General features: G+C 72.0%; 17 protein-coding genes and 1 other annotated feature. Of the genes, 9 read left to right on the top strand and 8 right to left on the bottom strand.

Translation table 11 applies throughout. The annotated features are described in order from the left end of the window. Nucleotides 1-284: 284 nt before the first annotated feature. From LOK46_RS16685 to LOK46_RS16670, 4 genes are all read left to right on the top strand, one after another. The gene (locus tag LOK46_RS16685) at nt 285-995 is read left to right on the top strand and encodes a response regulator transcription factor (RefSeq protein ID WP_273558921.1); all 711 of its coding nucleotides are present in this window, start codon (nt 285-287) and stop codon (nt 993-995) included. 68 nt (nt 996-1063) lie between these two features. Continuing rightward, nucleotides 1064-2818 carry a stimulus-sensing domain-containing protein gene (locus LOK46_RS16680; protein WP_443192897.1) on the top strand — a complete coding sequence of 585 codons (1755 nt, stop codon included), beginning with the start codon at nt 1064-1066 and terminating at the stop codon, nt 2816-2818. Then, complete coding sequence (locus LOK46_RS16675) at nt 2818-3258, top strand: HPr kinase/phosphorylase (RefSeq protein ID WP_273558919.1); 441 nt, start codon at nt 2818-2820, stop codon at nt 3256-3258. The genes LOK46_RS16680 and LOK46_RS16675 overlap by 1 nt, the downstream gene beginning before the upstream one ends. 174 nt (nt 3259-3432) lie before the next feature. Then, nucleotides 3433-3834, top strand: a complete 402-nt coding sequence (locus LOK46_RS16670) for a PTS sugar transporter subunit IIA (protein WP_010682249.1) — start codon at nt 3433-3435, stop codon at nt 3832-3834. Nucleotides 3835-3844: 10 nt separating this feature from the next. On the opposite strand, the gene LOK46_RS16665 is transcribed toward LOK46_RS16670, so the two are convergent. The 7 genes from LOK46_RS16665 to LOK46_RS16635 form a co-directional block, all read right to left on the bottom strand. Further along, complete coding sequence (locus LOK46_RS16665; RefSeq protein ID WP_273558918.1) at nt 3845-4732, bottom strand: EamA family transporter; 888 nt, start codon at nt 4730-4732, stop codon at nt 3845-3847. A 159-nt stretch (nt 4733-4891) separates the two neighbouring features. Then, on the bottom strand, nt 4892-6205 hold the full coding sequence (gene hslU, locus LOK46_RS16660) for an ATP-dependent protease ATPase subunit HslU (RefSeq protein WP_273558916.1): 1314 nt from the start codon (nt 6203-6205) through the stop codon (nt 4892-4894). A 100-nt stretch (nt 6206-6305) separates the two neighbouring features. Further along, entirely contained in the window at nt 6306-7802 is a 1497-nt protein-coding gene (locus tag LOK46_RS16655) for a SulP family inorganic anion transporter (RefSeq protein WP_273558914.1), read from the bottom strand. A gap of 60 nt (nt 7803-7862) precedes the next feature. Continuing rightward, nucleotides 7863-7918 (bottom strand) — a sequence feature (sul1 is cis-regulatory element that is thought to sense ions involved in sulfur or methionine metabolism; They are found in Alphaproteobacteria). A 91-nt stretch (nt 7919-8009) separates the two neighbouring features. Beyond that, complete coding sequence (locus LOK46_RS16650; RefSeq protein ID WP_273558912.1) at nt 8010-9680, bottom strand: methyl-accepting chemotaxis protein; 1671 nt, start codon at nt 9678-9680, stop codon at nt 8010-8012. 149 nt (nt 9681-9829) lie between these two features. Further along, nucleotides 9830-11518: a methyl-accepting chemotaxis protein gene (locus LOK46_RS16645; RefSeq protein WP_273558910.1), complete on the bottom strand. Its 1689-nt coding sequence runs from the start codon at nt 11516-11518 to the stop codon at nt 9830-9832. Nucleotides 11519-12048: 530 nt separating this feature from the next. Continuing rightward, on the bottom strand, nt 12049-12576 hold the full coding sequence (gene hslV, locus LOK46_RS16640; protein WP_273564610.1) for an ATP-dependent protease subunit HslV: 528 nt from the start codon (nt 12574-12576) through the stop codon (nt 12049-12051). A gap of 124 nt (nt 12577-12700) precedes the next feature. Continuing rightward, nucleotides 12701-13510, bottom strand: coding sequence for an SGNH/GDSL hydrolase family protein (locus tag LOK46_RS16635; protein ID WP_273558908.1), 810 nt, complete (start codon nt 13508-13510; stop codon nt 12701-12703). A gap of 329 nt (nt 13511-13839) precedes the next feature. Here LOK46_RS16635 and LOK46_RS16630 point away from each other — a divergent pair, with 329 nt between their 5' ends. From LOK46_RS16630 to LOK46_RS16620, 3 genes are all read left to right on the top strand, one after another. Beyond that, complete coding sequence (locus LOK46_RS16630) at nt 13840-15066, top strand: MSMEG_0565 family glycosyltransferase (RefSeq protein ID WP_273558906.1); 1227 nt, start codon at nt 13840-13842, stop codon at nt 15064-15066. Continuing rightward, nucleotides 15059-15337: an MSMEG_0570 family nitrogen starvation response protein gene (locus LOK46_RS16625; protein ID WP_273558904.1), complete on the top strand. Its 279-nt coding sequence runs from the start codon at nt 15059-15061 to the stop codon at nt 15335-15337. The genes LOK46_RS16630 and LOK46_RS16625 overlap by 8 nt, the downstream gene beginning before the upstream one ends. 97 nt (nt 15338-15434) lie before the next feature. Next, nucleotides 15435-15734, top strand: coding sequence for a hypothetical protein (locus tag LOK46_RS16620; RefSeq protein WP_273558902.1), 300 nt, complete (start codon nt 15435-15437; stop codon nt 15732-15734). 149 nt (nt 15735-15883) lie between these two features. Here the strand turns inward: LOK46_RS16620 and selB are convergent, their stop codons facing one another. Beyond that, complete coding sequence (selB, locus tag LOK46_RS16615) at nt 15884-17824, bottom strand: selenocysteine-specific translation elongation factor (RefSeq protein ID WP_273564609.1); 1941 nt, start codon at nt 17822-17824, stop codon at nt 15884-15886. Between the two features lie 371 nt (nt 17825-18195). Here selB and LOK46_RS16610 point away from each other — a divergent pair, with 371 nt between their 5' ends. Beyond that, complete coding sequence (locus LOK46_RS16610) at nt 18196-19713, top strand: CYTH and CHAD domain-containing protein (protein WP_273558900.1); 1518 nt, start codon at nt 18196-18198, stop codon at nt 19711-19713. Between the two features lie 90 nt (nt 19714-19803). After that, nucleotides 19804-20970 carry a carboxylate-amine ligase gene (locus LOK46_RS16605; RefSeq protein WP_273558898.1) on the top strand — a complete coding sequence of 389 codons (1167 nt, stop codon included), beginning with the start codon at nt 19804-19806 and terminating at the stop codon, nt 20968-20970. Nucleotides 20971-20983 lie beyond the last annotated feature (13 nt).

Here is a 20983-nt window from a genome sequence, read left to right as displayed (position 1 = left end):
CGGTTCCGCCGCCACGTTAGCGGTGCAACGTGGGCCGCGCGAGGCGCCGCAACCGCGTCAGATGGGCCGCAGAAGGACCGCTGGGCTCCCGTCTTACGGCCAAGCTATGACCGCCGCTCGCTTTTTCCGATCGGCCGTACTAAAGCACCTGTCCCTCTGCGTGTGCCGGGCTGTGCCCAAACTGCCCGGTTCGCGTTTTTGTCTGCCCCCTCGGGGCCGGGACGTGGCGCGGCCTGTGCGAAGAGCCGGGACCGCGCTTGAGCCCGTTCAGTCAGGGACCGCGCATGCCGACCATCGCCCTCGTCGACGACGACCGGAATATCCTCACCTCTGTGTCGATCGCGCTTGAGACCGAAGGCTACCGCATCCAGACCTACACGGACGGCGCCTCCGCGCTGGACGGTCTGCGCCATTCCCCGCCCGATCTCGCGATCTTCGACATCAAGATGCCGCGCATGGACGGGATGGAGCTTCTCCGACGCCTGCGGCAGAAATCGGACCTTCCCGTGATCTTTCTGACGTCGAAGGACGAGGAGATCGACGAGCTGTTCGGCCTCAAGATGGGCGCGGACGACTTCATCCATAAGCCGTTCTCGCAGCGTCTGCTGGTGGAGCGGGTGAAGGCGGTGCTCCGACGCTTCGCCAAGGAGGCCCCCGGCGGCACGCCGCGCGGCGAGGCCGAGGTCGCGGCGCGGTCGCTCGAGCGCGGCGCGCTGATGATGGATCCCGAGCGGCACACCTGCACGTGGAAGGGCGAGCCGGTGACCCTGACGGTCACGGAGTTCCTGATTCTCCAGGCCCTCGCGCAGCGCCCCGGCGTCGTGAAGAGCCGCAACGCCCTCATGGACGCGGCCTACGACGATCAGGTCTACGTCGATGACCGCACCATCGACAGCCACATCAAGCGGTTGCGGAAGAAGTTCAAGGTCACCGACCAGAACTTCGACATGATCGAGACGCTGTACGGCGTCGGCTACCGCTTCAAGGAGGCGTGATCTCCAGGATCCGCCCCGTGACCGCCCGTACCGAAACCCAGACCGAGGATGCTCCGCCCCGCACCTCCCTGGCCCAGCTCCTGTCCCGACCGCTCGGCTGGCCCCGCGCCGTGTGGGAGGCCGTGGGCCAGCGCGCCTCGTCGAGCCTGACGCGCCGCATCGTCGTCCTCAACCTCGTCGGGCTGATCGCGCTCCTCGTCGGGTTCCTGTACCTCAACCAGTTCCGCCAGGGCCTGATCCAGGCCCGGATCCAGAGCCTCGCCATCCAGGGCGAGATCATCGCGGGGGCGATCGCCGCCTCGGCGTCGGTGGACACCGACACGATCCGCATTGACCCCGACAAGCTGCTCCAGCAGCAGGCCGGCGAGGCGGCGGAGGAGGAGTCGCAGCCGCTCGCGTTCTCGCTCAATCCCGAGAAGGTGGCGCCGCTCCTGTCGCGCCTCGTGACGCCGACGGGCAACCGCGCCCGGGTCTACGACCAGGAGGGCGGCCTCCTGTTTGACACCCGCACCCTGTTCAAGCGCGGCGATGCCAGCCGGCCCGACCCCCTGGAGCCGAAGCCCCACAAGCCCGGGATGCTCGAATCCGCCTTCGAGGCGGTCCAGTCCAAGCTCGGCGGCCTGTTCCGCAGCCGGACCGAGACCGCCGAGGAGACCGGGCCGGTGAACGGCCACTCGCTGCGCGAGGTCCAGGCGGCGCTCGGCGGCAACCGCGGCAGCCTCGTGCGCCGGAACAAGCTCGGCGAGACCACCGTCTCGGTGGCGGTGCCGATCCACCGGGCCGGCTCGGTCCGCGGCGCCCTGCTGATCTCGACCCAGGGCGACGCCATCGACCGGGTCATCGCCTCGGAGCGGTTCGGGCTGCTGCAGGTCTTCCTCGTCGCCTCGGCGGTGATGGTGGTGCTGTCGTTCCTGCTGGCGGGCGCGATCGCGGGGCCGGTGCGCCGCCTCGCGGAGGCCGCCGAGAAGGTCCGCATGGGCATCAAGACCCGCGAGGAGATCCCGGACTTCACCGAGCGCACCGACGAGATCGGCCACCTGTCCGGCGCCCTGCGCGACATGACCCAGGCCCTCTACCGGCGGATCGACGCCATCGAGAGCTTCGCGGCGGATGTCAGCCACGAGCTAAAGAACCCGCTGACCTCGCTCCGCAGCGCGGTGGAGACGCTGCCGCTCGCCCGGAACGACGAGTCCCGCGGCCGGCTGATGGCGATCATCCAGCACGACGTGAAGCGCCTCGACCGCCTGATCAGCGACATCGCCGACGCCTCGCGCCTCGACGCGGAGCTGGCGCGCGCCGAGGCCCGGCGGGTCGATCTGCGGCGGCTGCTCACCACGGTCGTGTCGGTCGCCAACGAGCGGCGGCGCCCCAAGGACTGCCTGATCCAGCTCGACGTGGAGGCGACGGGTTCGGAGCAGGACGCGCCGTTCACGATCATCGGCCACGACAGCCGGCTCGGGCAGGTGGTCAACAACCTCCTCGACAATGCCCGGTCGTTCTCGCCGACCGACGCGAAGGTCCGGGTCGTGCTGCGCCGGGTGCGCGGCGAGGTCGAGATGATCTGCGAGGACGAGGGGCCGGGCATCCCGGAGCACGCCCTGGAGCGGATCTTCGAGCGCTTCTACACCGACCGGCCGGAGCAGGGCTTCGGCCAGAACTCGGGCCTCGGCCTGTCGATCTCCCGCCAGATCGTCCAGGCCCACCGCGGCACGATCCGCGCCGAGAACCGGCCCGGCGCCCCCGACGAGGACGGCGAGCCGACGGTGCGCGGCGCCCGCTTCATCGTGCGCCTGCCGGCGGCGCCGCGGCAGCTCCACGCCTGATGGTTACCCTGCACGGCGCCTGCATCGCGCTGTGCGGGGCCGGGATCCTGATTCGGGGTCCCTCGGGCGCGGGCAAGTCCAGCCTCGCGCTCCTACTCGCCGCCGCGCCGGACGGCGCCTTCGTGGCGGACGACCGGGTCGTCTGCGCGATTCGCGACGGTCGAATCACGGCCGGGTCCCATCCCGCGCTCGTCGGACGCGTGGAGGTCCGCGGCCAGGGGATCCTGTCGGCGGTCGATCTGGGCCTCGAAGTGCGGCCGGAGGCGGTGCTGCACCTCACCGTCGATCTGGTGGAGACGGCGCCGCGCCTGCCCGATCCGCCGGCGGACGCGGACATCCTGGGCGTCGCCGTGCCGCGCCTCGTCCTCGACCGGGGTGCGCGTGCGGCCGGTCTCGCGCCGCTCCTCGTCCGTGCGGCGCTGCGAAAGCCGGGGCCGTGACTTCGCAGCCGCACAGGCGGCTCGATTCGCCCAAGACTGGTATCCCCCATGGCGCACACGCGGCGACCGTGGCATGATCTCGGGAATGTCCGGGCAAAAAAGTCGCGTTCGCCTTGTGGGGGGCTGTGCGATGCACAACATGGCGGCACACACAGGACGTTGGAACACGTGTCGATGATTGGCATGGTGCTCGTCACCCACGGACTCCTGGCGACCGAGTTCAAGGCGGCGCTGGAGCACGTGGTCGGCCCACAGGATCAGATCGAGACGATCACGATCGGGCCGGAGGACGATATGGAACTGCGACGCCGGGACATCATGTCCGCGGTCTGTCGTGTGAATACCGGGGACGGTGTGGTGGTGCTGACCGACATGTTCGGCGGCACCCCGTCGAACCTCGCGCTCTCCTGCATGAACGGCGGATCGGTGGAGGTCGTGGCGGGGATCAACCTGCCGATGCTGATCAAGCTGGCCAGCGTCCGCGACGAGGAGAAGCTCGGCGACGCCGTGCTCCACGCCCAGGAAGCGGGCCGCAAATACATCAACGTCGCCTCGCGGGTCCTGGCGGGGAAGTAAGTCTCCGCGCTCAGGCCTCCAGAACGGCCGCCGGCGGAGCGGAGCGCCGGGCGCTCACGGTGATTCCTACCGACGCCGCGATCACCAGCGCGATCGCGAGCCACTGGACGGCGCTGATTCGCTCTCCCAGAAGCACGAGACCCACGCAGGCCGCGACGGCCGGCTCCAGGCTCATCAGCACGCCGAAGCTCTTCCGGTAGAGGCGGCGCAGGGCCACCATCTCCAGCGAGTAGGGCAGGGCGCTCGACATCAGCGCCACCGCGAAGCCCGCGACCAACAGCCCGGGCGCCAGCAGGGCCGGGCCGGCCTCCGCCACGCCGAACGGCGCCACGACGAGGGCCGCCGTGAGCATGCCCAGAGATACGGCCTGCCCGCCGTCGATGCGCCCCGCGCGCTGCCCGAACAGGATGTAGAGCGCCCAGCACAGGGCCGCGCCGAGATCGAGCGCGATGCCGACCGGGTCGAGGCCGTCCTGGCTGGCGATCGGCAGCAGCAACGCGAGCCCGGCGACCGCCACGCCGATCCACAGGAAATCCGAGCGGCGCCGCGACGCGATCAGCGCGACCGCCAGCGGCCCGACGAACTCGATGGCCACGGCCGGCCCGAGCGGCAGCCGCGCCAGGGCGAGGTAGAACAGGAGGTTCATCAGCCCGAGGGCGGTCCCGTAGAGGGCGATCCAGCCGGCCTCGCGCGCCGGCAGGCTGCGCCGCCACGGCCGCCAGACCGCGATCAGGATCAGGGCGGAGAAGCCGACCCGCAGGGCGGACGTCCCGGCCGCGCCGACCGCCGGGAACAGGCTCTTGGCGAAGGTCGCGCCGCACTGGAGGGAGACCATGCCGGTGACCAGCGCCGCCACGGAGAGCACCGTATCGCCGAGGCCGAACCTGATGCGTGACACGCGACGACATTCCTCAGGACCGGGCCCCGGCGCGGGCATAGCAGATGCCGGGGCCGCCGCGGCCCGCGCCCGGCCTCATGGCTCACGCCACTCCCACGCGGGGCTCGCCATCCCGCACTCGCTCGCGTTGCAGATGCGTGACGGCCTGGCCGTCGGCCCTTACAGGATGAAGCGGCTCAGATCCGCGTTCGACGCCAGATCCTGCACCCGGTCGCGCACGTAGGCCGCGTCGATCGGCACCGTCTCGCCCGACCGGTCGGTGGCGGTGAAGGAGATCTCGTCGATCACCCGCTCCAGGACCGTCTGGAGCCGGCGCGCGCCGATATTCTCCACCGAGGAGTTCACCTCCACGGCGACCCGCGCCAGGGCGTCCACAGCGTCGTCCGTGAAGCTGAGGGTGACACCCTCGGTCTCCAACAGCGCGACCGTCTGCTTGATCAGGCTCGCCTCGGTGGCGGTCAGGATCTGCTTGAAGTCGTCCACCGTGAGCGGCTGCAGTTCCACCCGGATCGGGAGGCGGCCCTGCAGCTCGGGCAGGAGGTCCGCCGGCTTCGAGACGTGGAAGGCGCCCGAGGCGATGAACAGCACATGGTCGGTCTTCACCGGCCCGTGCTTGGTCGCCACGGTCGTGCCCTCGATCAGCGGCAGCAGGTCGCGCTGCACGCCCTCGCGCGAGACGTCGCCGGACGAGCGGCCCTCGCGGGCGCAGATCTTGTCGATCTCGTCGAGGAAGACGATGCCGTTGTTCTCGACCTCGCGGATGGCCTCGCGGACCAGCGCCTCGTCGTCGACGAGCTTGTCGGATTCCTCGGCCATCAGCGGCGCGTAGGCATCCCGCACCAGCACTCGGCGCGGCTTGCCGCGCTGGCCGCCGAGCGCCTTGCCGAGCATGTCGCCGATGTTGATCGCGCCCATCGAGGCGCCCGGAACGCCGGGGATCTCGAACATCGGCATGCCCGCGGGGGCGCCGGAGGTCAGCTCCAGTTCCACTTCCTTGTCGTCGAGCTCGCTGTTGCGGAGCTTGCGCCGGAAGCTGTCGCGGGTGGTCTGGCTCGCCGTCGGGCCGACCAGCGCGTCGAGGATCCGGTTCTCGGCGGCGGCCTCGGCCTTGGCCTTCACGCCCTCGCGCTTGACCTGCCGGGTCAGGCCGATCGCCACCTCGACGAGGTCGCGCACGATCTGCTCGACGTCGCGGCCGACGTAGCCGACCTCGGTGAACTTGGTGGCCTCGACCTTGAGGAACGGCGCGTTGGCGAGCCGGGCGAGGCGGCGGGCGATCTCGGTCTTGCCGCAGCCGGTCGGCCCGATCATCAGGATGTTCTTGGGCGCGACTTCCTCGCGGAGCGGACCTGTGAGCTGCTGGCGCCGCCAACGGTTGCGCAGCGCGATCGCCACGGCGCGCTTGGCGTCGTGTTGCCCGACGATGAACCGATCGAGTTCGGACACGATCTCGCGGGGAGAGAACGTCGTCACCGCTTAGCCATCCCTGTTCCCGGCCCGAAATCGGCCCCGCGCCGGGAATGGGGTCGCGCGCGGCCCCGCGCAAGGGGCCACGCGTCGGCCGGTAGCCGCCTCAGTGTGTCGCCGGGACCGCGGCGGCGTCGCCCTTGTCGTGCTGGCCGAACCGCTCGACCAGGGTCGCGCTGGCCTCGTTGAGGCCGACCACGGAGACGTCGCGACCCCGGGCGCGGGCCTTGAGGACCACCCGGTCGAGGGCCCCGATGGCCGAGATGTCCCAGAAATGCGCGGCGTGGACATCGATGACGAGGCGCTCGACCGGCTCCAGCACGTCGATCCCCTCCGAGAAGGTGCCCGCCGAGGCGAAGAACACCTGCCCGGTGACGGTGTAGGTCCGGGTGCGGCCGTCGGCCGAGAGGGCAGACGTGATCCGGTTGAGCCGGGCGACCTTGCCGGCGAAGAACACGCCGGAGAGCAGCACGCCCACCAGCACGCCGACGGCGAGATCCTTGGTGGCGACCACGACCAGGACGGTCGCCAGCATCACCGCCGAGGAGGGCAGCGGGTTGGTGCGGAGCCGCAGCACGGAGCGCCACGAGAAGGTGTTGATCGAGACCATGATCATCACGGCCGTCAGAGCCGCCACCGGCACGACGGCGAGCAGGTCCTGCAGCGCCACGAGGAGCACCAGCAGGAACGCCCCCGCCACCAGCGTCGAGAGGCGGCCGCGGGCGCCCGACGAGACGTTGATCACCGACTGACCGATCATCGCGCAGCCGCCCATGCCGCCGAACACCGCCGACGCCATGTTGGCGACGCCCTGGCCCACGCACTCGCGGTTCTTGTCGCTGCCGGTGTCGGTCATGTCGTCGACGATCTGCGCGGTGAGCAGGCTCTCCAGCAGGCCGACGGCCGCCAGCGTCGCCGCGTAGGGCAGGAGGATCCGCAGGGTCTCGAGGGTGAGCGGCACGTCCGGCAGGGCGAAGCTGGGCAGCGCGGAAGGCAGGGCGCCGAGATGGGCCACCGTGCGCACGTCGAGGTGGAACAGCGCGGTGGTCGCCGTCAGCACCGCGATGGCGACGAGGGGCGCGGGAACCGCGCGGGTGATCCGCGGGAACCCGTAGATGATCGCCAGACCGAGGGCGATCAGCCCGTAGGTCGCCGGCGTGACGCCGGAGAGCTCGGGCCACTGCGCCAGGAAGATGAGGATCGCCAGCGCGTTGACGAAGCCGGTCATGACCGACTGCGAGACGAACCGCATCAGCCGGCCCAGCCGGAGCAAGCCGGCCAGGATCTGGATCAGCCCCATCAGGATCGTGGCGGCGAAGAGGTACTGGACGCCGTGCTCGCGCACGAGGTCGACCATCACCACCGCGGTGGCGGCGGTGGCGGCCGAGATCATCGCCGGGCGTCCGCCCGCGAAGGCGATGGTGCAGGCGATGACCACGGAGGCGTAGAGGCCGACCTTCGGATCGACTCCGGCGATGACCGAGAAGCCGATGGCCTCGGGGATCAGCGCCAGGGCGACGACGATCCCCGACAGGGTGTCGCCGCGCAGGTTGGAGGTCCACGACCGGAGATATCCGGCGTTTCGGGGCACGGTGGCTGACATCGATGAATCCGCACGAGCGGCGTGCCCGCGTCGCTGGCGGGTCAGGGCGCGTCTCGAATGCGTGGTCCGGCGGATCGGCGGCCGGAAGAGCCACCCGGGCTTTCACCGGGTCCTTGCGAATGCGGCGACCCTACGGGCGCGCGCGCTGCAATGCAACAACGTCCGGGCTCCGCGGCCCGCGACGCTTCCTCCTTCAGACGGGCCCGCTCAGGCCGCCCGCACCTGCGCCACGAAGCCCGCTACCTCGCCGCCCAGTCCGTTCGAGCGGCGGGTGATGTCGGCGGCGGCGTCGAGGACTTCCGCGGCGCTGGCGCCGGTTTCGCGGGCCGCGCCCAGCACCAGCGCCATCGTGTCGGTGACGGCGCGGGTGCCGCTGGCCGCCTCCGAGACGCTGCGGGCGATCTCCTGTGTGGCCAGCTGCTGCTCCTCGACGGCGGCGGCCACGCCGAGGGCGATCCCGTGGACCTGCTCGATCGTGCCGCCGATCTCCTCGATCGCTGCGACGGCCTCGTGGGTCGCGGTCCGCATGGCGGCGATCTGCCCGGCGATCTCCTCGGTGGCCTTGGCGGTCTGCGTCGCCAGATCCTTCACCTCGGTGGCGACGACCGCGAAGCCGCGCCCGGCCTCGCCGGCCCGGGCCGCCTCGATGGTCGCGTTGAGCGCCAGCAGGTTGGTCTGGCCGGCGATGGTGGAGATGAGCGAGACAACCTGCCCGATCCCGTCGGCGCTGCGGGCGAGGGCCTGAACGCTCGCCCGGGTCCGCCGCGTCGCCTCGACGGCGCTCTCGGCGGCCGTCGAGGTCTGGGTCACCTGGACGCCGATCTCGCTGGCGGTGGCGGCGAGTTCCTCGGTGGCGGCGGCGACGGCCTCCACGTTGTGCGCGGTGGTCTCGGCGGCGCGGGTCACCGACTGCGACTGCGTGCCGGCGTGCTCGGCATTGCCCGCCATGGTCGCGGCGGCGCGCTCGAGCCCGGCCGCGGCCCCGGCGAGGTGCTCGACCAGGCCGCCGATGCTGCCCTGGAAGCGCTCGGCGAGCCCGGCCATCTCGGTGCGCTTGCGCGTCGCCGTGTCGGCCTGCATCCGCTCGTGCTCGTGCCGCAGGGTCTCGGCCTCCCGCATCGTGTCGCCGAAGACCTGCATGCTCGTCCAGATCGCACCGATCTCGTCGCGTCCCGGCTTGACGGCGGGCAGCGTGAGGTCACCACGCGAGAGGCGCTGGATCGCGTCCGAGACCGCCCGCAGCGGCCGGGCGATCTGCCGCTGCCCGACGAGCAGGCCGAGGGCGCAGCAGATCACGGTTCCGATCAGGGCGAGGCCGAGGAGCAGGAGCGTGCGCGTCTCGAACAGCGCCTGGGTGTCGGCCTTGATCGCCGCCATCTCGCCCCGACCCTGCTTCACCAAGGCGTCGATGCTGGCCTGGAAAGCCTTGCGGTTCGCCCGGTTGGCGTCGTTGAACCCGAGCTCGGCGGCCGCCTTCGGGCCGGTCGCGTCGCCCGCGTCCGCGACGGCGCCGCGGAGGGTGCGGAACGCGTCGGCGTTGCGCGACATGGTCTCGAAGAGCGGCCGCTCGGCCTCTGTCACCCGCGGCGCCCAGTCGGCCCGAAGCGCGTCCATCTCGGCGAGACCCTTGCGGATGCCGGCGGTGTACTTGGCGGCCTCCGCCCGGTCGGCGGAGGCGTAGACGCCGCGCGAGTCCATGGTGACTTCGGCGGCGAGGCGGTTGAAGTTCGCGGCGTCGAGCGCCCGGACCGAGGCGCTCTCGACGCGCGTCAGCGAGCGCTCGAAGCTCTTCAGCGTCGCGACGCTGACCCCCGCAACGACCAGCGTCGTCAGGCTGCAGGCGCCGACGAAGCTCAGGAGTTTTCCGCCGATTTTCATCGCTATCCAACCGTCAAGGCTCGGTTGGCGTCAAAATGCCGGTTATTCGTCAAGACGTCGTAAACTGAGATCGTCCGGAATTATTTGTCTTCGCTCCGCACGGGAGCGCCCGTCAGGCAGGGGCGCGGCGTGTGCCGCGCCGGATCCGGTCAGGCCGCCCGGACGGTGTCGAGGAAGCGACTGACCTCGGCGGTCAGGTGCTCGGACTGCCGGGACAGCTCGGAGGCCGCGTCGAGGACTTGGCCGGCGGCGACGCCGGTCTCCTCGGCGGCGCCGGCGACGCCGGAGATGTTGCTCGTCACCTCGCCGGCGCCGACAGCCGCCTGCGAGACGTTGCGGACGATCTCCTGGGTCGCCGCACCCTGCTCCTCGACCGCCGCCGCGATCGAGGTGGCGACGCCGCTGATCTCGCGGATCCGGTCGGTGATGCCGGCGATCGACGTGACCGCCTGCCCGGTCGAGGCCTGGATCTGCGCGATCTGGCCGGAGATCTCGTGCGTCGCCTTGGCGGTCTGCTCGGCCAGCGCCTTCACCTCGGAGGCGACCACCGCGAAGCCCTTGCCGGCGGCCCCGGCCCGGGCCGCCTCGATCGTGGCGTTGAGGGCGAGGAGATTGGTCTGGCCCGCGATGTTGGAGATCAGGCCGACCACGTCGCCGATCCGCGAGACGGAATTGCTCAACTCCTGAACGAGGGCGCCGGTCTGATCGGCGTCGGAGACGGCCCGCTGCGCCAGATGCGCCGAGCCGTCCACCTGCCGGCCGATCTCCTGCACTGAGGAGCCGAGCTCCTCGGCCGCCGCCGCGACGGTGTTGACGTTGGTGGCCGCTTCCTCGGCGGCCGCCGCCACCGTGTTCGACTGGCTCGACGTCTGGGACGCCGTCGCCGACATGGTCCGGGCTGTCGCCTGCAACTCGGTGGCCGAGGACGACACCATGCCGACGATCCCGCCCACCGCGCGGTCGAAGCTGTCGGCGAGCTCGATCATGGTCCGGCGCCGCTCGGCCGCGGCGGCCGCGTCGGCGACCCGCTTCATCTCGGCCTCCTCGGCGGCCTTCTTGGCGACCATCGCCTTGATCCCCTCTACGGCACGTCCGACGGCGCCGATCTCGTCGCCGCGCACAGCCTCCCGGATCTCGGCCTCGATCTCGCCCCGGGCCATGCGCTGCAGCACGGCCACGAGGCGGCCGAGCGGCCGCGTCAGCATGGCGAAGACGAGGAAGGCCAGCAGGCCCGCGATGACGACGCTGGCGACGCTGCCGAGGAGGCTCGCGAGGTAGGCGGCCGCGAATGAGCGTGCCTGCTCGTCGCTCCGGGCCGTGAGGAGATCCCGTTCGGCCTTCCCGGCGTCGCCGATCTTCGCGCGCAGGGCGTCCATGGACGCCTTGCCGGCGCCGCTCGCCTCGATCTGCCGGGCCTTGTCGAGGTTCCCCGCCTCGACGAGGGCGATCTCCTTGGCGGCGATGTCGTTCGACCACGTCTCCGCCGAGCCGCGCACGGCCTCCAGGCGCGCCTGCTGCGCGGCGTTGTCGGCGGTGAGGGACCTGGCGCTCGCGAGAGACACCGCGAAGGCCTTCTGGCCGTTGCGGAGCGGCTCCAGGAATCTCGGGTCGCCGGCGATCAGGTAGCCGCGCAGGCCGGTCTCCTGATTGACCATCGCCTGCGTCACGCCGTCGAGGGCCGAGATGACCTGATAGGAGTGCTCGGTCAGGTGATTGACGCGCTCGATCGAAGACAAGTGACTGTATCCGATGACGCTGATCCCGACCGTGACCGCCGCCAGGCTGCCGAACGCGGCAGTGAGCTTCGTCACGATCCGCACATCATTGATCGAGCGCATAGTCAGTCCCCAGGGCCCCATTCGGGAATTCGGATTTGGTTCCCTGCAGAAAGTAATAATTTATACGATGTAAATTTTGTCTTACTGTGAGCTGTAGCGGCTCTAATAACCGGCCTGGTCGCGAGTCGAGAACGCGCTGAGCGCAATCGATCTTCGGTGATCGCAGCGCGCTCTGCTGTCGTCGGAGTGTACAACCTGGGATAAGAGACACTGTCGTGAGATTTGTATCGGCGCGGCGAGCCGGGTGCCGATTCAGGACGGAGATGGATGGATCGAAGACCAACGCAAGATTGTATTCGCGCGCGATGCAGTTCGCGCGGAAGCTGTCGTATCGTGCCTTCAGCGGGACACGACCCGTGATCTGCTGTCGATGTTCGATCACCGGCCACGGGGAACGGGCGCCGCCAGGATCGCGGCGCCGACGATCGCCGAGCGGCATCACCCGATTGCGCGCCGTGCGCTCCGGATCGCCAGCGGCGCCGTGACAGCGACGGCAGAGCCGGCGAGACCCGGCCCGGCCGAGCCGGCTGTCAGGCGTCCAGCGCCTCGAGGACGAGATTGCCGTTGGTGTAGACGCAGATCTCGGCGGCGATCGCCATGGCCCGTCGGACGATCGCCTCGGCGTCGAGGTCACCGTCCTCCAGCGCCCGGGCGGCCGCCAGGGCGTAGTTGCCGCCCGAGCCGATCGCCATGACGCCGCTCTCGGGCTCCAGCACGTCGCCCGAACCCGACAGGAGCAGGCTGACGTCGCGGTCGGCGACGAGCATCATCGCCTCGAGGCGGCGCAGGTAGCGGTCCGTCCGCCAGTCCTTGGTGAGTTCCACGCAGGCCCGGGTCAGCTGACCGGGATACTGCTCCAGCTTGGCTTCGAGGCGCTCGAACAGCGTGAAGGCGTCCGCGGTGGCGCCCGCGAAGCCGCCGATCACCGCACCCTTGGCGAGGCGCCGGACCTTCCGGGCGTTGCCCTTCACGATGGTCTGTCCGAGGCTGACCTGGCCGTCGCCGCCGATGACGACGCGGCCGCCCTTGCGGACCATCAGGATCGTCGTCGCGTGCATCTGGGGGACGGCGCCCCGGTCGTCGTACCTGAATGCGTCCTGGCTCAAGATTCGGCTCCGCTCTCGATCGCGCCGAGATGGGGAGCTTCGCCGGCCGAGTCCAGCCGGTGCGGGATCCGGGCGCCTACTCGGCGACCGCCTCGGGGCTGCGCACCGGGCCGGCATCCTGCAGGATCGACTGCGCGGCGGCCTCGGCCAGGAGGGCGTAGCCGCGATCGGCCATGTGCAGCCCGTCGGCGGCGAAGAGCTGCTTGGTCGTCAGCTTGCCCTCGCGCACCCAGCCATGCATCAGGTCGGCCCGGCGGATCACCGGCACGTCGAGCTCGTCGCCGATGCTGCGCACCGCGTCACGGAAGCGGGAGGCGCCCGGCGTCGATTCGAGCTTCGGGCACCATTGCGGCTCCATCAGCACCACGTCGATGCCGGCGTCCCGGATCCGGCGGATCGCCGACACGGTGACCTCGCGGAAATGGTCCAGCGAGACGCCGCGCAGCGGGTCGTTGCTGCCGGTCTGCCAGATGACCAGCTGGGGCTCGGCCGCGATGACGTCGCGGTCGAGCCGCACCAGCATGTCGTCGACGTGCTCGCCGCCGATGCCGCGATTGATCACCGCCACGTCCAGCCCGTGCAGCTTCTTGCGCAGGTCGATCTGAAGCCGGGCCGGGTAGGCGTTGGCCGGGCTCGACGCGCCCACACCCTCCGTGGAGGACGACCCGAAGGCCACGATCTTGAGCGGGGCGCCGATGGCGATCTGGCGGGCGACATGCGGCAGGTCCGGGCTGTCGCCCAGGTCGAAGCCCAGCATGTCCAGGGATTCGGGCAGGAGGTCCGCGTAGGCGAGGACCGCGGTCGGGAGGACCAGCAGGGCGCCCAACAAACCCAGGCGGCGCAGCATCCTGCGGGCGGGGAAGACAGTGTTCAGCGACTTGGACACGGGACCGACGGCTCCGGCTCTCGTGAGCGGTAGATACAATCTGACACAGGGCCCTGAAAAGGGCGGTTCCGGGCAGAGTTTGAAAACAAACTGAATTCGTAACGCAAAATTAGGCGTTAGTTGGGAGATGCGCCCTTGCGCGAGGATTCCCGGCAACATCTGCCCGGCCGACCGGCACCATCGGTCGAGGTGTCCGGGCTTTCGAGCGCTTCGCGCCCGACTCGGCATGAACCATGCGACCGCTTCCCGGCGCGTCTCCGAGAGGGCGGCGGAGAGCGCGGTCGGGGCGGCGCCTCCCTCGACCGGCCGCGGGCTCCACGAGCCGTCCCATGGTCGACCGCTTGCGCATCGCGATCCTCACGCACTCGACCGACCCGCGCGGCGGCGTCGTCCACGCTCTGGCTCTCGGGGAGGCCTTGGGTAGGCTCGGCCACGAGGCGGTCGTCCACGCACCCGATCCGACCGGCGGCGGCTTCTTCCGCGCGGCGCAGTGTCCGGTGATCTCGGTCGCCGCCAAGCCGGTCGCGGGACCCGACGCGGCGCTGGTCGGCGCCCGGATCGCCGACTACCTCGCGCATTTCTCGACTCCCGCCGCCTGCGACTTCGACGTCTTCCACGCCCAGTGCCGCGTCAGCGGGAACGCGCTCGCCACCCTGACCCGCCGCCGCCTCATCGCGGGCTTCGTGCGCACCGTCCACCGCATCGACACGTTCACGGACCCGCGGCTGGCGCAGTGGGAGGAGCGCGCGATCCTCGATGCCGGGCGCCTGCTCTGCGTCAGCCGGACCTGGGCGGCGACGCTGGCCGCCGAGTACGGCGCCCGGGCCGACGTGGTCGGCACCGGCGTGGACGGGGCGGCCTTCACGCCCGATCCCGGGCCGGAGGACGGCGCGCTCCGCCGCCGCCTCGGCCTCGGCGACGGCCCGGTCTTCCTCAGTGTCGGCGGCTTCGAGGCGCGCAAGAACGCGCTGGCGATCATCGAGGCCTTCGCGGCGCTGCGCCGGAGCTGCCCGGGCGCGCAGCTCGTCGTGGCCGGCGGCGGGTCGCCTTTCGATCGTGCCGGGTACGAGGCGCGGTGCTGCGCCGCCCTCGAGCGCGAGGGGCTCGAGGTGGGCCCCGGCCGACCGGTGATCCGCACCGGCGCCGTGGCGCAGGCGGACATGCCGGGCCTGTACCGGCTCGCCGACACCCTGGTGTGCCCCTCTCTGGCGGAGGGCTACGGCCTGTGCGTGCTGGAGGCCATGGCCTGCGGCACGCCGGTGATCGTGTCGGGCCGGCCGCCCTTCACCGAGTACATCGCCCCGGGCGAAGCCCTGTCGGTGAACCCGGAGGACACCGAGGCGATCGCGGCCGCCATGCGGGCGAGCCTGGACCCGAGCCGGCGGGCGCGGCTGCGCAACGCCGGCCGGGAGGTCGCCCGGGCGCACGTCTGGGACGCCTGCGCGGCACGCCATCTGCCGACCTACGCGGAACTCGCGCCCGGGGACGCGCCGTTGATGGCGGCGGCCACGGGTGCGGCGGCCTGGAATACTCTGCGGGTGCCTCGCGATGCCTGAGATGCGCTTCCACATCCGATGGCCGGACGGGACCCGCGAGGCCTGCTACTCGCCGTCGCTGGTGATCAAGGACCACCTCGCGGTCGGGCAGGACTACCCCGTCGACGAGTTCGTCGCCCTGAGCCGTCTGGCCCTGGGCATCGCCAGCGATCGCGTCCGCGCCCGCTACGGGTTCCCCTGTGGCCGCGCGCAGGCGCAGCTCGCCCGGATCGAGGAGGGCGCCCGCCGCCAGGAGCCCGGGACCGTCCACGTCGAGGCCTTCGAGGACTAGGCCGGGGCCGCGTCGCCTTGCGGCGAGCCGACGCAGCGCGGGCGGGCGCCGCGCCGGGTTGTTCGCAGGACCGATGGCGCGAGCAGAGGCGCAGGCGATGATGACCCGGATTGCGACGGCCCTGGTGCTAGCGGCGTCGCCCGTCGCGGCGCAGACGCGACCGTCCAGCACGACGATGACCTGCCAACAGACGATCCGCCTCATTCAGGCCCAGGGCGCCCTCGTCCTCGGGACCGGCGGGATGACCTACGACCGGTTCGTCCGCGACCGCTCGTTCTGCGAGCCCACCGAGATCGCGCGGCGCGCCTTCCGGCCGACCCGCGACAACTCGAACTGCCTGATCGGGTACACGTGCTACGAGCCCGGTCGCGGCGACTGGTTCGGCGCGGACGACTAGAGCCGGCCCTGACCGCGCTGCCGCGCCCTCTCTCTCGTGCGGGAGAGGGTCGGGGTCAGGCACGGGACGCCTCGGGGCGAGGGCGGCGCGGCGCGGCGCGGCGTTCCTGAAGCTTCTCACGAACAGGCCGCGCGCTCGCCAGCGTCGCGTCAGCCCGCGTCCGGGGCCGCGCGTCCGGACTCGAGAGCGACGATCACCCGCCGATCTCCGGCCCGGCGGGTGAACCCCGTCGCGTCGAGATGCTCGAGCAGCGGGATCGAGAACTTGCGCGAGATTCCGAGGGACGCGCCGGCCTCCCGGGCCAGGAAGCCGGTCTCGGCCGTCCGCGCGGTCGGGAAGGCGTCGATCAGGCGGGTCTTGGCGCTGGCCACCGCCTCCCGGTGGAACAGCACGGCGCGGCGCTGGACCCGGTCGACGGCGCGGATCACCGTGCCGGCTCCCACGAGGTAGGTCAGCGCCTCGCGGCGGCGCACGTCGCGGCCGATGGCCTCGGCCTCGTCGGGTGGGTTGAGGCCGGCGCGGCGGAAGAGCTGCTCCAGCCGGCGGGCGGCCTCGCTCTCGTTCCGGGCGGGGTCGAACTCGGCCCGCCGCCACAGGGCGCCCGCCTGCGCGACCGCGCCGGCGGCCGCGAGGTCGCGCAGGACCGCGCCGGTCACCGACTCGGGCAGCGCCAGCGCGCGGGACAGGCGCTCGAGGGCGATGCCGTGCTCCATCGGGTAGTCGCGGTGATGGTGGGCCAGGGCGGCCAGCGTGCCGGTGCGCAGCGCCTCGAAGGCCGCGGCCCCGACGGAGCGGTCACCGATCGCGCGGGCGCCGCCTTCGGAGAGCACCTGCCGGGCCCGGTCCGGCGCCACACCGGCGATCCGGGCCAGGTCGATCAGCGGCGCGCCGGCCGCGCCGAGCTGCCCGAGGCGGACCGTGATCGCCTCGGCGGGTCCGCCCGCCGCCAGGGCGGCGAGGTCGGCCATGACCCGGGGATCGTGGCGCCGGCGGCGGCGGCTCGCGGGATCGAGGATCCGGCCGCCCGCCACCGTGACGGAGGGCGAGTCGAGCCGCAGCACGAACGGCTCCCGTGCCGGCACCGCCACCGGCTCGGCGAGATGGAGCTGCGCCTGGGTGCTGGCACCCGGCTCGAGGGCGTCGCGGTCGAGCAGCCGCAGCCGCGCCTCGACCTCGGTGGTGCCGAACAGCAGGCGACAGGCCGTGCCGCCCGCCAGGGCGTCCGGCAGGCTCGCGGCCGCGGTGATCGCCACGTCGAGCCACGGGCTCGGCGCGAGCAGGTCCGGCAGCGACAGCGCCTGCCCGCGGGCGATCTCGTCGAGGTCGATCCCGCGCAGGGCGACCGCCGTGCGGCGACCCGGCTCGGCGCGCTCCACCGCGCGCCCGTGGATCTGCAGGCCGCGCACCGTCGCGGTGCGGCCGCCGGGGGCGATCTCGACGGTGTCGCCGACCGCGAGCGGGCCGCGCCGCAGTGTCCCGGTCACGACGGTGCCGAAGCCCGGCCGGGAGAAGACCCGGTCCACCGGCAGGTAGGGGAAACCGTCGTCGCGGCCGGGCTCCGTCTCGGCCAGCAGCGCCGACAGGGCGGCAACGAGCTCCGGGAGGCCGTCACCCGTCACGGTCGAGGTCGCGATGACCGGGCCGGCCGCGATCCCGGCTCGGGCGGCCGCGGCGGCCATCTCGGCGGCGCGGGCCGCCACGGTCTCGGGCGTCGCGAGGTCCGCCTTGGTCAGCGCCAGCACGCCGCGGCGCACGCCGATGAGCGCGGCGATCTCGAGATGCTCGACCGTCTGCGGCTTGATGCCCTCGTGGGCGTCCACCGCCAGCAGGACGGCCCGCATCCCGGTGGCGCCCGAGATCATGGCGCGGACGAACCGCTCGTGGCCCGGCAGGTCCACGAGATCGATCTCGCCCTGCCCGGAGGTCAGCAGCGCGAACCCCGGCACGATGGACACGCCGCGGGCGCGCTCCTCCTTGAGCCGGTCGGTCTCGACACCGGTGAGCGCGCGGACGAGCGCCGTCTTGCCGTGATCGACGTGCCCGATCACGCCGACGAGGAGTGTCTTCAATGCAGCCACCGACCGGATCATCTCCACGGTGCCGCCGTCCACAAGGGGCGCACCGCTCGCTCGGATGGGGAATCCGCCGCGCCGGCGCGTCGTGGCGCCGTGTGCCGCCGGGCGGTCGGGACCGGGGCTGCGAGGCAGATGAATTGTGGACAATTTGTCTTGCCACGCCGTGCCGTTTTGGGAAAGCGCGATTTTAACGCAGCGCAGCATCCATCGGCGGCTCCTGAGGAGCGGTCTGGCAGCTTGACGGCGGGGACGCCGCCGCCTTTGCTGCGGCGGGTGCGTCGGACGGTCACGCCCCGATACCGGTGCCGCGCGACGCGATTCAGGATGCGATGCAACCGGAGCCCATCCCTGCCTCGTTAGCGGTGGCAGGTGACGAAGAGGAGCGTATGAGCGATACCGATAGCCACGCCGCGGAGGAGCCCCGCGAGGTCGAGCTGAAGCTCGATTGCGCCGGCCCGGACCTGACGGCGCTCGCGTCCCATCCCCGGTTGAAGGACGCGTCGGCGACCGAGCCCGAACTCCTGGTCACGACCTACTACGACACGCCCGACCGCGCCCTCCGCGAGGCCGGTCTGACCCTGCGCGTCCGCGCCAAGGGCGGCCGCCACATCCAGACCGTGAAGGCCGGGAGCGGCGGCGTCGGCCTGTTCGACCGGGCCGAGTGGGAGACCGAGATCGGCGGCGAGTCGCCGGAGCCCGCGGCCTGGGCCGACACGGCGGCCGAGCCGGTCCTGCGCGAGGCCGACGCGCCGCTGGAGCGGCTGTTCGCTACCGTGGTGATGCGCCGGGAAGTCCCGGTGAGCCAGGGCGAGTCCCGCGTGCTCGTCACCCTCGACGAGGGGCGGGTCGAGACCAGCTCCGGCGACGCGCCGCTCTGCGAGCTCGAGCTGGAACTCCAGTCCGGCGATCCGGCCGACCTGTTCGCGCTGGCGCGGGAACTGGCCGAGACCGTGCCGCTGCGCCTCGGCGTGAAAGCCAAGAGCGCGGTCGGCTACGCGCTGCTCGACGGGAAAGGGCCGGGCGTCGTGAAGGCCGAGTCGGTCGAGCTGCCCGAGGGCGCGAGCGCCGGGGAGGTCTTCCGCCGGGTGGCGCGCGCCTGCCTGCGCCACATGCGCCTCAACGAGACCGCCTTCCTGGAGGGCGGCCGGCCGCCCGAGGCGCTGCACCAGATCCGCGTGGCCCTGCGCCGCCTGCGCTCGGCGCTGTCGCTCTTCGGACCCATGCTCGAGGGCGATCCCCGCGCCGCGGCCTTCAACGACGAGATCAAGCGCGTCACCGAGCCCTTCGGCCACGCCCGCAACCTCGACGTGTTCCTGAGCGACACGCTGCCGGACATCGCGGAGCAGCGCCCCGACGAGCCCGGCCTCGATGCCCTGCGTGCCCGCGCCGAGGCGGAGCGTGCCACCGCGTACGACGCGGTGTCGGCGACCCTGGAGAGCCCGCAGTGGCGCGCGCTCATCATCGACTTCGCCGGCTGGATCGAGGCGGGGTCCTGGGCAGCCGGGCCGGACGCGGCCGTCGACGGACGGCACTTCGCCGCGCAGGTTCTCGACAAGGCGCGTGCGCGCCTGAAGAAGCGCGGGCGCGGCCTCAGGCACCTCGATGCGCACACGCGGCACCGGGCGCGGATCGCCGCCAAGAAGCTCCGCTACGGCGCGGAGTTCTTCGCCGGCCTCTACCGGAAGAAGAAGGCGGTCCGCCGGCAGGAGAAGTTCGCCGCCGCGTTATCGGATCTTCAGGACCATCTCGGCGCGCTCAACGATCTGGAGACGGCTCGGACCATGACCGAGAGCCTGTCCGGGCCGCCGATGCCGGGTCCGGACGACCCGGGGGCACAGAAATTGCTCGATGAGGCCGCGGACGCGCGGTCCGAGCTCCTCGACGTCAAGCCCTTCTGGCACTGAGGCTTCTCGCGCCGCCGACCGGGCCGGAAACCGGCCGGTGCGGCGGCGTTCGCTGGACAACGATCGGCCCGTCCGGGGCAGGGAGCGCGGATGGCCCACGCCTACAGGTTCGGCATCGAGGAGGAGTTCTTCCTGGCCGATGCCCGCACGCGGGGCACGCCGCGCGCCGGCCTCCGCGCCTTCCACGCCGCCGTGCGGGCGCGCCTCGACGACGCCGAGCGCGAGCAGCTCCAGTGCCAGGTGGAAGTGGCCTCGCCGCCGACCGCCGATCTCGCCGAGGCGCGGGCGCATCTCGCGGACCTGCGCGGCAACCTCGCGGAGATCGGCGCCGAGCGCGGCATCCTGACCTTCGCGGCGGGCACGCATCCGACCGCCCGGTGGCGCGACCAGCGCCCCACCGACAAGGCGCGCTACCACGGCATCATGGCCGACCTCCGGATGCTCGGTCGGCGCAACCTCGTCTGCGGCCTTCACGTGCACGTTGAGGTTCCGGATCCCGCGGCGCGGATCGGGCTGATCAACCGGCTGCTGCCGTACCTGCCGGTGCTGCTCGCGCTCTCGACCGGGTCGCCGTTCTGGCAGGGGCAGCAGACCGGCCTCGCCGGCTACCGGATGCGCGCCTACGCCGAGTTGCCGCGCACCGGCGTGCCCGAGCTGTTCGCCGATGCCGACGACTACGCCCGCTACGTCGACGTGATGACCCGCTCGGGCGCAATCGCGGATGCCAGCTATCTCTGGTGGCACGTGCGCGCGTCGCTGAAGTACCCGACGCTGGAGCTCCGGGTCGCCGACAGCTGCACGCGCCTCGACGACGCCCTCTGCATCGCCGCGCTGTTCCGCTGCCTCACCCGCCGGGTCGTTCGGGACAGGCGGCTCAATGCCGGCCTGACCGCCGCCTCCCGCGGCTTCGTCATGGAGAATCTCTGGCGGGCCGAGTGCGACGGCGTCCGCGCGACGCTCATCGACGAGGCGCATGCCCGGACCGTGCCGGTCGCCGCGCTGGTCGAGACTCTGCTCGCAGACATCGCCGAGGATGCCGAGGCCCTGGGCTGCGCGGCAGCCTGCGCGCACGCGACGCGCATCGTCGCGGAGGGGACGAGCGCCGACCGGCAGATGGGCGTGTTCGCCGCCGCGCGCCGGTCGGGCGCGCGGGAGCGCGCGGCGCTGTCGGCGGTGGTCGATCATCTCGCGGCGGAGACCGCCGCCGGCTCGAAGTCCGGGCCTGGGGGGCACCCGAACATCGCTCCGGCGGCGTGACGACGGACGCGGA

The sequence above is a fragment of the Methylobacterium sp. NMS14P genome (assembly GCF_028583545.1).
In the GTDB taxonomy this organism is placed as follows: Bacteria; Pseudomonadota; Alphaproteobacteria; order Rhizobiales; family Beijerinckiaceae; genus Methylobacterium.
This window is presented reverse-complemented; position numbering and strand designations above follow the sequence as displayed.